This window comes from Gordonia sp. 852002-50816_SCH5313054-c (assembly GCF_001665925.1).
Lineage (GTDB): Bacteria > Actinomycetota > Actinomycetes > Mycobacteriales > Mycobacteriaceae > Gordonia > Gordonia jacobaea.
Genome location: NZ_LZTE01000075.1, coordinates 197,681 through 212,137, shown reverse-complemented (window position 1 = coordinate 212,137; position 14,457 = coordinate 197,681). Strand labels below are relative to the sequence as shown.

Here is a 14,457-nt window from a genome sequence, read left to right as displayed (position 1 = left end):
GGTGACCCCGCCCCATGAGTGACAGCAGCACACCGCGATTTCTGCAGGGCCTGTTCGCGTTCAAGGGAGCCGGCTTCGAGACCCTCGCGGTCATCGACGACTCGCTCACCCTGACCGTGCCCGATGGCTCGACCCTGCAGGCGGTCTACTTCCGTGGCGGCAACAGCAGCGACGAGATGATCACGATTGCTCTGATGCACGACGGGAAACCGGTGCGCTACTTCCCGATTGCCGCTCAGGGCGGCACCCACGTGCCGCTCCGGCTGGTCGAGGACTTTCTGGAGGGCGCGGAGATTTCCCTTGCGCTGGCCGCACCCACCTCCGCGTCGGGCACCGTGGTCATCGACCTCGGCGTGGTGGAGTTCTGATGGCGCAGGAGACTGCGGTGACCCGACAGTCGCTGGTGGTGGTGGGCAATGGCATGGCCGGCGCCCGCGCCATCGAGGAGATCCTGGCGCGCGGCGGGGCAGAACAGTTCGCCATCACCGTCTTCGGTGACGAACCGTACGGAAACTACAACCGCATCGCGCTATCCCACGTGCTCGCCGGCTCCGATGCCCCTGACGACATCTACCTCAACGCCGTCGATTGGTACGGCGACAACGGAATCGACCTGCGCGCCGGGGTGCGGGTGGTCCGGATCGACCCGTACGCCAAAGTCGTTCTCGCCGATGACGGTTCGCGGGTGGCCTACGACAAGCTGATCATCGCCACCGGCAGCCGTGCCTTCTTCCCGCCCATCGAGGGGCTGTGGGTCGACGACACCACGCAGCTGAGCGGTGTATTCGGCTTTCGCAGCCTAGACGACACCACGGCGATCATCTCCCACGCCGACGACGCCGAGCATGCGGTGGTCATCGGCGGCGGACTACTCGGACTCGAAGCGGCACACGGTCTTTACGGCCGTGGGGTGGCGTCGACGGTGGTGCATTCCGGTCCGATCCTGATGAACGCCCAACTCGACGAAACCGGTGGCGCGGTGTTGCGCAGCGCGATCGAGTCGACCGGCGTCAGCGTGGTCACCGGTAAGCGCACCGTCAAAGCCTTCGCCGATGATGAGAATGCCATCACCGGAATCGGATTCGCCGACGGCGAGCAGATGGAGTGCGATCTGCTGGTGCTGGCGACCGGCATCCGCCCCAACGTGGGGCTGGCCCGCGGTGCCGGACTGACCGTCGAACGCGCCATCGTCGTCGACGACCACATGCGCTCGATCGACGACGACGACATCTACGTGGTCGGTGAATGCGCGCAGCACCGCGGCCAGGTGTACGGACTGGTCGCACCCTTGTGGGAGCAGGCCAAAGTCCTGGCCGATCACCTCACCGAAGCCAATTCGACTGCCGCATATCATGGTTCGCGCACCTCGACGAAACTCAAGGTCGCGGGCGTCGACGTCGCCCAGATGGGTGTCAAGGCGCCCGAACATGCCGACGACGAGTACCTGCAGTTCTACGAGCCCCGGCACGGCGTCTACAAGACCGTGGTGATCCGGGAGAACAAGCTCGTCGGCGCCACCCTCGTCGGCGACGTCAGCAAGGTCTCATTCCTGATGCAGGCCTTCGATCAGGGAACCGAACTCCCCGACGAACGCATCTCGCTGATGTTCGACATCGGAACACCCGACGCCGCAACGGGAGTCGAGGAACTCTCCGACGATGCCCAGGTGTGCAACTGCAACGGCGTCGACAAGGCGACCATCGTCGGGTGCGTCGCAGGCGGCACGACCTCGGTGGCAGGCGTGATGGCCGCGACCCGCGCCGGAAAGGGCTGCGGCTCCTGTAAGGGGTTGGTGGCGCAGGTCGTCGAATGGGCCGCAGGCGACGCGGTCACCGAGGACCCGTCGGCCAACTGGTACGTACCCGCAATCCCGTACGAGAAGCCAGAACTCATGCGGCTGATCCGCGAGCTCAAGCTCTACTCGGTGCGTTCGGTATTCGCGGCCCTCGCCCCCGACGGCAAGGAGGATGCGAACTCCAAGATGGGGTTGTCGTCGCTGCTGGAGATGATGTGGGGCTCGGACTTCATCGACGAGCGCGCCGAACGCTTCATCAACGACCGTGTCCACGCGAACATTCAGCGCGACGGTACGTTTTCCGTTGTGCCGCAGATGAAAGGCGGCGTGACCAACGTCGAGCAGTTGCGCAAGATCGCCGACGTCGCGGAGAAATACGAGGTTCCGCTCATCAAACTGACCGGAGGCCAGCGCATCGACCTGCTCGGCCTGCGGAAGGAGGACCTGCCCGCCGTGTGGGCCGATCTCGACATGCCGTCGGGGTATGCGTACGGCAAGAGTTTCCGAACGGTCAAAACCTGTGTGGGAAGCGACTTCTGCCGGTTCGGGGTTGGCGACTCGACGGCGCTGGGCATCGCTCTGGAGGAGCGGTATCAGGGCATAGCGGGTCCGGCGAAGATGAAGCTCGCGGTCACCGGATGCCCGCGCAATTGCGCGGAAGCGCTGTGCAAAGACTTCGGCGTCGTCGCGATCGACGGCGGCAAGTGGGAGATCTACGTCGGCGGTGCCGCAGGCGCACACATCCGCAAGGGCGATCTGCTGGCGACCGTCGACAGTGCCGACGAGGTCATGACACTGGCGGGCCGCTTCCTGCAGTACTACCGCGAGAGCGCGAAATGGCTCGAACGCACCTATGCGTGGGTTCCGCGCTACGGCATCGAGAAGATCAGGGCCGTCGTCGTCGACGACGCGGAAGGTATTGCACAACAACTCGATTCCAACATGCAGCGGTCCGTCGACGCCTACCGGGATCCCTGGCAGGACGGCAAAAAGCCTGCCACTCCGGGTCAGTTCCGTTCGGCGCTGCCGCTGCTGCCGCTCCCGCAGGTGCCGGTCCGATGAGCGAGATAGCAGTCGGCAATATCGCCGACATCCCGCCGGGCGAGGGACGGGCATTCGGTATCGACGGTACGCAGATCGCGGTCTTTCGACTGCGTGACGATTCGCTGCGCGCACTCGACGCCGTGTGCCCGCACCGCGGCGGGCCACTGGCTGACGCGCTGATCGACGACTGTGTCGTGGTGTGCCCGTTGCACAATCACACCTACGACCTGGGTACCGGTGACGAGATCGCCTTCGGCGGCAGCGGAGTTCGTGCGTACGCGGTGCGCGCCGACGAATCGGGCACCATCACAATCGACCTGGGCTGATCGCGACGGACCAACCCGGCGGTTCGGTTACGCCTGAGCTGCGACCCGGCCCTTGAGGAGCAGTCGGACCGTGAGCTCGAGCCGGTTGGTGACGTCGGTGGCCGAGGCTCGGCGGGTGAGCCACTGCACCAGGTTCGACATCCACACGTCCGACAGCACGCGTGCGATCGCGAGTTCTTCGTCGCTCGGCTCGCCCTCGTCGACGATCGCACCTGCGAACAGTCGGTCGATGATCCCGGCGACCTGATCGACCTCGGCGGTCGCCGATGCGTCGGCGAACATGAAGGCCCTCGTCATGGCCTCGGTCAACAGGGGATCACGCTGCATCGCGAAGGTGATCATGTCGAGGACGTGGCGCAGCCGCTCGATGGCGTTCTCGCCCTGCAGTTGCGAGCGGTCGACGCGGGTCTCGACGCGCTCGAACTCGCGCGCGAGCGCGGTCACCAGTAGGTGCACCTTCGACGGGAAATAGCGGTAGAGGGTTCCCACCGCAACGTCGGCTTTCTCTGCGACGGTGCGCATCTGCACGGCGTCGTAGCCGCCTTTGGAAGCGAGGGCGAGCGTCGCGTCGAGGATGCGGCGTCGACGGTCGCGTTGTGCGGCCGAACCACTCTCCGTCGTCGACGTAGCTGCGGTTGCTGTGGCTGTAGCGGCGTCGGGTGGGGCGGGAGTGCCCTTGGCGGCGACCGACTTCGACGAGGCTCCCTTGTTCGGATTCGGTGCCGACTTCTGTGGCACGGCATCTTCAGACGACCGGGTCATATGTAGGCGACATCCTCATCTCGTGACCATCGACGCCGACCGCGTCGAAAGGTCTGGTGGACAAAACCCCTTCGGACTATTAGAACAGGTTCTAATTCTTCGTCACAACCTGAATGCAGAGGATTTCAGCGTGAGCCTTGCCACGTCCGACGAACAGATTGCCGTCTGCGAAGCAATTTCCGCGTGGGCGACGCGTCGTCGCACCACCGATATCGTACGGGCTGAACTGGAGAAACCGCGCGACCACTGGCGCGACCTCTTTCCGGAACTGGCTGAATTGGGCGTTTTCGCCGCGTTGGTCGAGGAGGCGCAGGGTGGCGTCGGTGCCTCGTTCTCCGACGTCGCCGCGATGGTCGAGCAATGCGGAGCGAGCCTGGTGCCGGGTCCGATCGGCGAGACCGTCGTGGCGACCCTGGCGCTATCGGTGTCGACCGATCCCCGTGCCGCGGCGGTGCGCGACACGTTGGTGTCGGGAGAGGTCTCCGCGACGGTGCCCACCCTCACGCGGGCAGGCGGCGAGGCGGAGTTGGTCGACGGATCGATCGATCTCGGCGGCGTCGTCGGATATGTCGACGGTTGCGTGATTCTCGCTAAAATTGCTGGTCAGAGCCTCGATCCGGGGTGGTTTGTGATCCCTGCCGATGCGGGTCTACGCGACGTCGTGCCGGCGGCGAGCCTCGACGGCCGAGGATCGGTTGGCCGGCTGCGCATCAGTGACCTGAGCGTCGACGACCTGCTCGTCGTCGACGATGGTGATCTCATTGCGGCCGCACTGTCGGCGACCGCGGCCGCCTACGCCAGCGGCGTGACGCGCTGGGCGCTCGACACCGCGGTCGACTATGCCAAGGTGCGCACCCAGTTCGGTGTACCCATCGGCTCGTTTCAAGCCGTCAAGCACATCTGCGCCGACATGCTTTGTCGCAGCGAAAAGGTCACCGCGGCGGCGTGGGATCTCGCGGTGGCCGTCGACGCTGCGGTGGCCGCACCCGTGGGCGACGACGACGCGGAGACCGCGCGCGAGCAACTCGCGTTCTCCAGGCTCGCCGCCGACGTGCTGGTCGCCTCGCTGCCCGTCGCGACGGCTGAGGACTGCATCCAGGTGCTCGGCGGCATCGGCTTCACCTTTGAGCACGACGCACATCTCTACCTGCGAACGGCATTGGCGCTGCGCGCGGCGACAGCGGCCGCGTCGACGCAGCGTGAACAACTCGGTCGCCTCGGCATCCTCGGTGGGCGTCGACGCTTCGAGCTCGACCTGACCTCCGTCGAGCATCGCCGTGGCGCCATCAGAGCCGACATCGCCGCGATCGCGGCGGCCGAACCGAATGCGCAGCGGGCCGCGATGGCCGAATCCGGTTATCTCACACCGCATTGGCCGCCGCCGCATGGTCTCGGCGCCGACCCCGCGCTGCAGTTGCTCATCGACTCCGAGTTCGAACGCGCGGGCGTCGAACGTCCCGACCTCGTGATCGGGGCATGGGCGATCCCGACGATCCTCGCGCACGGAACAGCCGCGCAGCACACACGTTTCGTGCATCCGACCCTCGTCGGCGACATCGTCTGGTGCCAGTTGTTCAGCGAACCCGAGGCGGGCTCCGACCTTGCGTCGTTGCGCACCAGGGCTATTCGCGTCGAGGGCGGTTGGAGTCTGACAGGGCAGAAGATCTGGACCTCGCAGGCGCACAACGCGCAGTGGGGGATCTGTCTCGCGCGCACGAATCCCGAGGCGCCGAAACACAAGGGGATCACCTACTTCCTGGTCGACATGGCGTCTTCCGGCATCGACATCCGACCGCTTCGGGAGTTGTCGGGTCAGGCCAACTTCAACGAGGTCTTCCTCGACGACGTGTTCGTGCCCGACGAGTGCGTGGTCGGTGAGGTCGACGGCGGCTGGCGGCTGGCTCGTACGACACTCGCCAACGAACGTGTGGCGATGGGTGGTTCGGGACTCGGCAAGGAGATGGACGCGCTGCTGGGTCAGATCGACTCGTTGGGTCGGGAGCTGTCCGCAGGCGAGTTGGCACGGTTGGGCGAGCTCGTCGCCGACGCGCACGTCGGACGTGTCCTCGACGCACTCGCGGTGTCTCGTCGGCTCGCCGGCCACGATCCGGGCGCGGTATCGAGCGTGCGCAAGCTGATCGGCGTCGCGCACCGGCAATCGGTCCCGGAGTTCGGTCTCGACCTGCTCGGGGTCGACGGCGTCGGGGCGGGCGATGCGTCCGATCAACTGCTGCAGAACAGGTGTTTGTCCATCGCGGGCGGCACCACCCAGATACTGCGGACCGCCGCTGCTGAACGGATTCTCGGTCTGCCGCGCGGCTGACGTGGGACTCTGGCTGAGAATCAGCAGATCAACTGCCAATTCGCCCACCGGGAGCGCGGAGTCTGATACAACTAGAACGAGTTCTAGTTTTGGTGTTGGCGAAAAGGGGATCGTCGGTGGATTTCGGCATGGACAGCTCCGCGGAAGCGGTCGCCGATGTGGCGCGGAATGTCTTCGCCCGCCACGAGTCCGACTGGACGTCGCTGTTCGGCGGACGGGTCAGGGCGGGCGAGTCGCGGGAGGATGCCGCGGCGTCGTACGACGGCTTTGATCGCAACCTCTGGACGGCGCTGACCGACGCCGGGCTGCTGGCCTTGCCGCTACCGGAAGCGCTCGGGGGTGACGATCTCGGAGTTCTCGGCGTGCTTCCGTTGCTGCGTCAACTGGGTTCGGCCGCAGCGGTGACGCCTGCACTCGGCTCGCTGACGTCGTCGCTCCTCCTGCAGACGGTCGACGACGCCTCGCGCGATCGATGGGCCGCGACGCTCACCGCCGGCGCATGGCACGCGATCGCGATGGGCGAACCCGGCGACCCGCTGACATCGACGCCGCGCACCACGTTGCGTGACGGAAGGTTGTCGGGCACCAAGAGCGGAGTACTGCACGCCGACGGCGCGTCGACGCTGCTCGTCGCCACCGATGGCGGGGTGGTCGCCGTGGCAACCGCCGCCGACGGTGTGTCGATCACGCGAACTCCGGCTTCGAGCGGGTGGGGCGAGTTCACCGTGCGATTCGACGACGTGACCGTCGACGATGCCGATGTGCTGACCGCCGATGTCTCGGGGCTGCGTGACCTGTACCGACTCGCGTTGAGTGCGTACGCCGACGGTCTCGTCGCGGGGGCCACGCGCCTCACTGCCGATCACGTGTCCAACCGCACGCAGTTCGGTAAACCGATCGCGCTGTTCCAGGCCGTCGGACAGCAGTTGGCCGACATCTACGTCGTCGGACGGTCGCTGAACCTCTCGACCACCGCCGCGGCCTGGCGCTTGTCCGAAGGTCTTGACGCACAACAGGATCTGGGTATCGCGTCGTACTGGACGGCAGCCGAGATCCCCGCGGCGATGCGGACCATGACCCACCTCCACGGGGGCGTAGGCGTCGACCTGACGTATCCGTTGCATCGTTACTTCTCGATCGCCAAGGATCTCGCGCGACTCGTCGGAGGTGCCAACGCGCGGCTCGATGAACTCGCCCACGCGTCGAATCCATAGCGATGCCAACCTGATTCACCCGACAGCTCATACCGAATCCGCAGGGGACGTAACCGATGTTCATAGACCTCACGCCGCAGCAGCAGGAGTTGCGCGCAGATCTGCGTGAGTATTTCGCCGATCTGGTCGACCCCACGGCAGCACAGACCATGCTCACCGAGCGCCACGGCCCCACCTATCGGGATGTGATCCGACAGATGGGGAGCGACGGGTGGCTCGGGGTGGGGTGGCCGAAGGAGTACGGCGGCAAGGGGTTCGGGGAGATCGAACAGCAGATCTTCACCAACGAGGCAGTGCGCGCCGACGTTCCGCTTCCCGCGGTGACGCTCCAAACGGTCGGCCCCACCCTCCAGGTACACGGAACCGACGAGCAGAAGAAGCTCTTCCTTCCCAGAATCCTTGCCGGCGACGTCCATTTCGCGATCGGCTACACCGAACCCGACGCCGGGACCGACCTCGCCGCACTGACCACGACGGCGGTCCGCGACGGTGATCACTACGTGGTCAACGGGCAGAAGATCTTCACCACCGGCGGGCACGACGCCGACTACATCTGGCTGGCGGTACGCACCGACAAGGACGCCCCCAAACACAAGGGCATCTCGATCCTCATCGTCGATACCTCCGACCCCGGTTTCAGTTGGACTCCGATCATCACCGCAGACGGTGCCCATCACGTGAATGCCACGTACTACAACGATGTTCGCGTTCCGGTGTCGATGCGCGTGGGCGACGAGGGCGGCGGGTGGAGACTGATCACCACGCAGCTCAACCACGAGCGCGTGATGCTCGGACCTGCCGGACGTATCGAGGGACTGGCGTCGCGTGTCCGTGCGTGGGCGTCGCGTCCCGGCCCCGACGGCACGGTGATCGCCAAGCATCCCGACGTCGCGCGGGCGCTCGCCCAGATCGATGCGTACGCGCGGATCAACGAGCTGCTCAACTGGCAGGTCGCGTCGACGGGCGAGGCCATTTCGATGGCCGATGCCGCGGCGACGAAGGTATTCGCGACAGAGCGCGTGCAGGTGGTGTGCCGAATGATCGACGAGATCATCGGCCGCTACGGGGATTTCACCGATCCCGACACCGCGGCGCTGGTGGATTGGCTCGACGTTCAGGAGAAGAGAAACGTGGTGATCACCTTCGGAGGTGGCGTCAACGAGGTGATGCGCGACATGATCGCGACCGCCGGACTAGGACTGCCGAGGGCGAAGCGATGAGCGACATCCGCACCGCCGCGCAGGCGATCATCGACGCCGGGCCGAGCGCGCCGACCCTCGGGCGCGATCCGGTGAACACCCCGATGATCAACAACTGGGTCGAGGCCATCGGCGACACGAACCCTGTCTACGTCGACGCCGACGCCGCGCGTGCCGCAGGACATTCGGGCATCGTCGCACCTCCCGCCATGGCGCAGGTGTGGACGATGCGCGGGCTGAACGGGCAGCGCACCGCCGACGATCCGCTCGGCCGGGCGTCGGAGCTGTTCGACGAGGCGGGGTACACCTCCGTCGTGGCCACCAACTGCGACACCACCTATCATCGCTATCTCGATGTGGGAGAGCAGGTCTCGCTGTCGGCCGAACTGGTCGACGTCGTCGGACCCAAGCAGACGGCGCTGGGGGAGGGTTGGTTCTTCACCACGCGCAACACCTGGTCGGTCGACGACGAGCTGGTCGCCGAGATGGATTTCCGCATCCTGAAGTTCCGCCCGCACGACGACGACGTGGCGCCCAGGGATGCCGGCGCAGGCGAGGTGCCCTCCGACCTCGACCCCTCACGGATGTTGCGGCCCAGCGCTTCTCGCGATACCGAGTTCTTCTGGGAGGGCGTCGCAGCCCACGAACTGCGCATTCAGAAGCTCGACGGCGGAACGCTGCGTCATCCGCCGATACCCGCGACCTGGAAGCCTCGGCTACCCGATGGCACCGCGCCGGTCACCGACTACGTCGTCGCGTCGGGCACGGGAACGGTCTACAGCTATGTGGTGCACCGCGCACCCAAGGTGCCCGGGCGCGCATTGCCTTTCGTGGTCGCCCTCGTCGAACTCGACGGACTCGAATCGGTCGACAGCGGTGACAGCGGCGACAGCGGTGACAGCGACGACGACGGTTTGCCGCTGTCTTCTCCCGTCCGACTGCTCGCCGAGTTGCGCGACGTCGACCCTGCCGACGTGCACATCGGGCAGCGCGTCGAGGCGATGTTCCTCGACTTTCCCGCCGACGAGGAGTCGGGCACCGACGCCTGGACGCTGCACGCGTGGCGCCCGACCACACGGGAGGCGCAGTGACGACCAGTGCGATCCCCACTGTCGAAGTAGGAACAACGTTGCCGCCATTGACAATCGACGCGACGCCGACGTTCATCGTGTCGACTGCGCTGGCAACCCGTGACTTCCAGGACGTCCATCACGACCGCGACCTCGCTCAGGCCAAGGGGTCCAAGGACATCTTCGTCAACATTCTCACCGACACCGGACTCGTCGAACGATTCGTCACCGACTGGGCCGGTCCGTCTGCGAGGATTCGTTCGATCAAGCTCAAACTCGGTGTGCCGTGGTATGCCTACGACTCGTTGACCTTCACCGGCGAGGTGACCGACGTCGACGACGAGCTGGTCACCGTGGCCGTTACGGGAACGAATGCTCTTGGTAAGCATGTGATCTCGACGGTCACGCTCATGAGGGGAGGTCGCTGATGGGGCAGTTGTCGGGCGCAGCCGCGATCGCCGGGATCGGGGCCACCGAGTTCTCCAAGAACTCCGGGCGCAGCGAACTTCGGTTGGCGACCGAGGCGGTGCAGACTGCGCTCGCGGACGCCGGCCTGACCCCCGCCGATGTCGACGGTCTCGTCAGTTTCACCATGGACACCAACTCGGAGATCGCGGTCGCCCGCGCTGTGGGAATTCCCGAGCTCACGTACTTTTCGCGTATTCACTACGGCGGAGGTGCGGCCTGTTCGACGGTGCAGCAGGCAGCGATGGCTGTGGCCACGGGCGTGGCCGACGTGGTCGTTGCGTACCGGGCGTTCAACGAGCGGTCGGGTTTGCGCTTCGGACAGGTGAATTCGGCTGTGGCCAACCAGGAGAACTCGTCGGGCACCGACAACGCGTTCAGCTATCCGCACGGGTTGTCGACTCCGGCAGCGTTCGTCGCCATGGTCGCGCAGCGGTACCTGCACGAGTTCGGCGCCACGAGTGAGGATTTCGGACGCATCGCCGTCGTCGACCGCAAGCACGCTGCCAATAATCCCGAGGCGTTCTTCTACGGCAAGCCCATCACGTTGGCCGACCACCAGCAGTCGCGATACATCGCCGAGCCGTTGCATCTGCTCGATTGCTGTCAGGAGTCCGATGGCGGTGTCGCGATCGTCGTCGTGTCGGCCGAACGTGCGCGCGACCTACCGAATCCGCCTGCCGTGATCTCGGCGGCGGCATCGGGCAGCGGCGTCGACCAGTTCATCATGACCAGCTACTACCGTGACGAACTCGCCGCATTGCCCGAGATGGGCCTTGTCGGTCGGCAACTGTGGGAGCAGTCGGGTTTGCGGCCCGACGACATGGACGCCGCGATCCTCTACGACCACTTCACGCCGTACACCCTGTTGCAGTTGGAGGAGTTGGGGTTCTGCGGCCGTGGCGAGGCAAAGGATCTCGTGCGGGAGCCGGGTTCGTTGGAAGTCGGTGGTCGGCTCCCGTTGAATACACACGGAGGTCAGTTGGGGGAGGCATACATCCACGGAATGAACGGCATAGCCGAAGCCGTCCGGCAATTACGTGGCACGTCGGTGAATCAGGTGCCCGGCGCAGAGCGGGTGGTGGTGACGGCCGGAACAGGAGTTCCGACAAGCGGTTTGGTGTTGACGGCGGCGTGAGTGCCGCGCAGCGCGGATAGAGATGACGGGTCACAAGCAGTGCAGCAAGAGGAGCCAGCAGCAATGAAATTCAACCTCGCCGACGTCTTCGAGACAGTCGCCGATTCGGTACCCGACCGCATAGCCCTCAGTTACGGCGGACGCCAGATCAGCTATGCAGAGCTCGATCGACTCTCCAGCCAGGTCGCGCACATGTTCGCCGCGCAGGGCATCGGACTCGACGACAACGTGTCACTGTTCCTCAAGAACAGCGTCGAACACGTCACCAGCCTGCTCGGCCTGCTGAAGGTGCGCGCAGTACCCGTCAACGTCAACTATCGCTACACCAATGCCGAGTTGAGCTACATCTTCGACAACTCCGACTCGCGGGGAATCGTCGTCGAAGAACCCGAGCATCAGCGCAGCGTTGCCACGTTGCTGCCCGAACTGCCGCTCGTACGAACGGTATTCGTCATCGGGGAGATCGTCGACGAACTGCGCGCGGCGGCCGACGATCTGCCGGACGGACGCACTGTGCAGGTCGTACAGTTTTCCGATTCGGAGAAGCTCTCCGACGCACGAGATTTCGAGACGAGAACCGGCGACGAGCACTACCTCCTGTACACGGGCGGCACGACCGGCTACCCCAAGGGCGTGATCTGGCGACACGACGACTTCTTCCGCAAGCCGATCTCCGGTGGCAATCCGTACGGCGAGGCGCGCAAGGATCTCGCAGAAGTCGGTGCGGCGGTGAAGGATTTTCCGTCGATCGCCTTCAACATCGCGGCGCCGCTGATGCACGGCGCGGCGTCGTATTCGTTGTTCACCTTCCTCACGCTCGGCGGTCGGTTGGTGCTGATGCGCGACTTTGATCCCGCCGCAATCGTGTCGGGCATCGAGGACGAGCAGATCCAGATCATCCTCATCGTCGGCGACGCGATGGGAATGCCGCTCGTCGACGAACTCGAGCGCCGCACGGGCGACGTCGACCTCTCCTCGCTGTTCTCGATCACCTCGGGCGGGGCGATCTGGTCGCAACACGTGCGTGAGCGCATGGCCGCGGTGAAGCCAGACCTGGTGCTGCGTGACAACTTCGGAGCGTCGGAGTCGGGCAACGACGGCGAGATCATGATGGACGACAACGGCAACCTTCGGGTGCCGCCGACGGACAAGATGATGGTGGTCGACGAATCGCTCGACGAGATCACCCCGGGCTCAGGCGATGTCGGGTACATCGCCCGAATCGGCAATGTGCCCCTCGGCTACTACAAGGACGAGGCCAAGTCGGCCAAGACATTTCCGACGCTTCCCGACGGTCGACGCATCTCGGTGCTCGGCGACATGGGGACAGTCGAAGCCGACGGCACCATTGTGTTCCTCGGTCGCGGCTCGCAATGCATCAACACCGGCGGCGAGAAGGTCTACGCCGAGGAGGTCGAGGCGACGCTGCACGCGCACCCCGCCGTCGCCGACGCTCTCGTCGTTCCGATTCCCGATCCCAAGTACGGGCAGCGGGTCGGCGCGGTGGTCGCGGTGGCACAGGGCGAATCGGAGCCGACTCTCGAAGACCTGCAGACGCACTGCCGCGAGTCGCTGGCGGGCTACAAGGTCCCGCGGACCGTCGTATTCGTCGACGAGGTGAAGCGGACGCCCGCCGGTAAAGCCGACTACAAGTGGGCGAAAGCCACCGCGGCCACAGCGCCCGCGGCCCCGGAGTCGGCAGGCGTATGACGCCCACTCGGCGCGATGAGACGCCCACTCGGCGCGATGGGACGCCCACTCGACGGGAATACCGGTCGACTGGGCGCTCGAGACTGTCGACTGGGCGCTTGAGACTGTCGACTGGGCGCTCGAGACTGTCGACTGGGCGCTCGAGACCGCCGACTGTGCGCTCGAGACTGCCGAGTGTGCAGTCGCCGAGCGAGGGCGGCGCTCAATGTATACGGTGTTCATCGTGAGTAAGCGAAGCAGGGTCGGGCGTCGGGTCGGTGTGATGGTGTCGGCGGTGGCGGTGGTCGCCGCGACGATGTCGGCGGTGATCGGGGCGCCGCCCGCGAGCGCCGCGCCGAGCGGGCCGTCGGGCACGGTGGTGTCGACCGAGCCGCTGCCCGCGCGGATCACGGTGCCCGGTGCGGTCGATGCGAAGCGGATCACCTACTGGACCAAGGGTGTTCACGATGCGGCTGCGTTGTCGAGCGGTGCGGTCTATCTGCCGCCGGGTACGCCGCCCAAGGGCGGCTGGCCGGTGATCGCGTGGGCGCACGGCACAACCGGTCTCGCCGATCACTGCGCGTACTCCATCGGCGGTCCTGTCGCCGTCGAGCGTGACTGGGAGTACCTCGGCTCGTGGATGTCTCGCGGATACGCGGTGGTCGCCTCGGACTATGTCGGGCTCGGCACGCCGGGTAACCATCCGTATCTGAACGGTCGCGTCGAGGCGCACAGCATCGTCGACAGCGTGAAGGCGGCCCGGCAGGTGTATCCGCAGTTGTCGCGCAAGTGGGCGGTCGTCGGGCAGTCGCAGGGCGGTGGCGCCGCGATCACGACGGCTCGCTACGCAACCCAATTCGGTGGCAAGGATCTGGACTACCGCGGCGCCGTGGGGACCGGCGTTCCGGCGTATATCGAGAATCTCGTTGCGGCGCTTGGTCGTCCGTCGCCGGTCCGGCTCGGCGGGTTCTCGCCCAACACGACGATCTACGTGATGTACATCCTGTCCGGACTGCGCACGTCGTTCCCGGAGTGGAACATCAACTCGTTCCTGACCCCGTACGGCCGATACTGGGTCGACAAGGCCGAGACCCAGTGCGACTCCGACAACGAGCTCGGCGCCCTGGTTCGATCGCAGAAGGTCGACCCCGGAAAACTGCTGAGCCGCCCGCTGTCCGATATCCCCGGATTCCAGGCGAAACTCACCGATTACATGGGCATCCCCGAATCCGGCTACGACAAACCGTTCTTCATCGGGCAGGGCGGCCTCGACACCGACGTCAACACCCCCGGAGTCTTGCTCCTGGTGTCGCGACTCAAGGCGAACAACCAGCCCGTGACGTTCCGGTTCTACCCGGACAAGGACCACAGCGGCACGGTCAACGCGTCGAAGGTCGACTCGATCCCGTTCGTGGACAAGCTTTTCCGCTGA

General features: G+C 65.7%; 12 protein-coding genes. 11 read left to right on the top strand and 1 reads right to left on the bottom strand.

What is annotated here, in order from left to right; translation table 11 throughout:
- Positions 1-14 precede the first annotated feature (14 nt).
- From A5788_RS19955 to A5788_RS19945, 3 genes are read left to right on the top strand one after another with little or no spacing between them, the layout of a single operon-like run.
- Positions 15-368 (top strand): hypothetical protein, encoded by a 354-nt coding sequence (locus tag A5788_RS19955; RefSeq protein WP_049697710.1) that lies wholly within the window; start codon positions 15-17, stop codon positions 366-368.
- On the top strand, positions 368-2,857 hold the full coding sequence (gene nirB, locus A5788_RS19950) for a nitrite reductase large subunit NirB (RefSeq protein ID WP_064868965.1): 2,490 nt from the start codon (positions 368-370) through the stop codon (positions 2,855-2,857). The genes A5788_RS19955 and nirB overlap by 1 nt, the downstream gene beginning before the upstream one ends.
- The gene (locus A5788_RS19945; protein WP_064868968.1) at positions 2,854-3,165 is read left to right on the top strand and encodes a Rieske (2Fe-2S) protein; all 312 of its coding nucleotides are present in this window, start codon (positions 2,854-2,856) and stop codon (positions 3,163-3,165) included. Before nirB ends, A5788_RS19945 begins: the two co-directional genes overlap by 4 nt.
- 27 nt (positions 3,166-3,192) lie before the next feature.
- Here A5788_RS19945 and kstR read toward each other — a convergent pair whose 3' ends face one another.
- Positions 3,193-3,927, bottom strand: coding sequence for a cholesterol catabolism transcriptional regulator KstR (gene kstR, locus A5788_RS19940; RefSeq protein ID WP_064868971.1), 735 nt, complete (start codon positions 3,925-3,927; stop codon positions 3,193-3,195).
- A gap of 130 nt (positions 3,928-4,057) precedes the next feature.
- Here kstR and A5788_RS19935 point away from each other — a divergent pair, with 130 nt between their 5' ends.
- The 8 genes from A5788_RS19935 to A5788_RS19900 all read left to right on the top strand — a co-directional run bounded on the left by A5788_RS19935 (position 4,058) and on the right by A5788_RS19900 (position 14,457).
- Positions 4,058-6,250, top strand: coding sequence for an acyl-CoA dehydrogenase (locus A5788_RS19935; protein WP_064868974.1), 2,193 nt, complete (start codon positions 4,058-4,060; stop codon positions 6,248-6,250).
- Positions 6,251-6,366: 116 nt separating this feature from the next.
- Entirely contained in the window at positions 6,367-7,464 is a 1,098-nt protein-coding gene (locus A5788_RS19930; protein WP_064868976.1) for an acyl-CoA dehydrogenase family protein, read from the top strand.
- 56 nt (positions 7,465-7,520) lie between these two features.
- On the top strand, positions 7,521-8,684 hold the full coding sequence (locus tag A5788_RS19925; RefSeq protein ID WP_064868979.1) for an acyl-CoA dehydrogenase family protein: 1,164 nt from the start codon (positions 7,521-7,523) through the stop codon (positions 8,682-8,684).
- A complete protein-coding gene (locus A5788_RS19920; protein ID WP_064868982.1) occupies positions 8,681-9,754 on the top strand; it encodes a bifunctional MaoC family dehydratase N-terminal/OB-fold nucleic acid binding domain-containing protein in 1,074 nt (357 codons plus the stop codon). Before A5788_RS19925 ends, A5788_RS19920 begins: the two co-directional genes overlap by 4 nt.
- Complete coding sequence (locus tag A5788_RS19915) at positions 9,751-10,161, top strand: MaoC family dehydratase (RefSeq protein WP_064869041.1); 411 nt, start codon at positions 9,751-9,753, stop codon at positions 10,159-10,161. The genes A5788_RS19920 and A5788_RS19915 overlap by 4 nt, the downstream gene beginning before the upstream one ends.
- On the top strand, positions 10,161-11,336 hold the full coding sequence (locus tag A5788_RS19910) for a lipid-transfer protein (protein WP_064868985.1): 1,176 nt from the start codon (positions 10,161-10,163) through the stop codon (positions 11,334-11,336). Before A5788_RS19915 ends, A5788_RS19910 begins: the two co-directional genes overlap by 1 nt.
- A gap of 63 nt (positions 11,337-11,399) precedes the next feature.
- A complete protein-coding gene (locus A5788_RS19905) occupies positions 11,400-13,046 on the top strand; it encodes an AMP-binding protein (RefSeq protein ID WP_064868988.1) in 1,647 nt (548 codons plus the stop codon).
- Positions 13,047-13,251: 205 nt separating this feature from the next.
- Positions 13,252-14,457: an alpha/beta hydrolase family protein gene (locus A5788_RS19900; RefSeq protein WP_064868991.1), complete on the top strand. Its 1,206-nt coding sequence runs from the start codon at positions 13,252-13,254 to the stop codon at positions 14,455-14,457.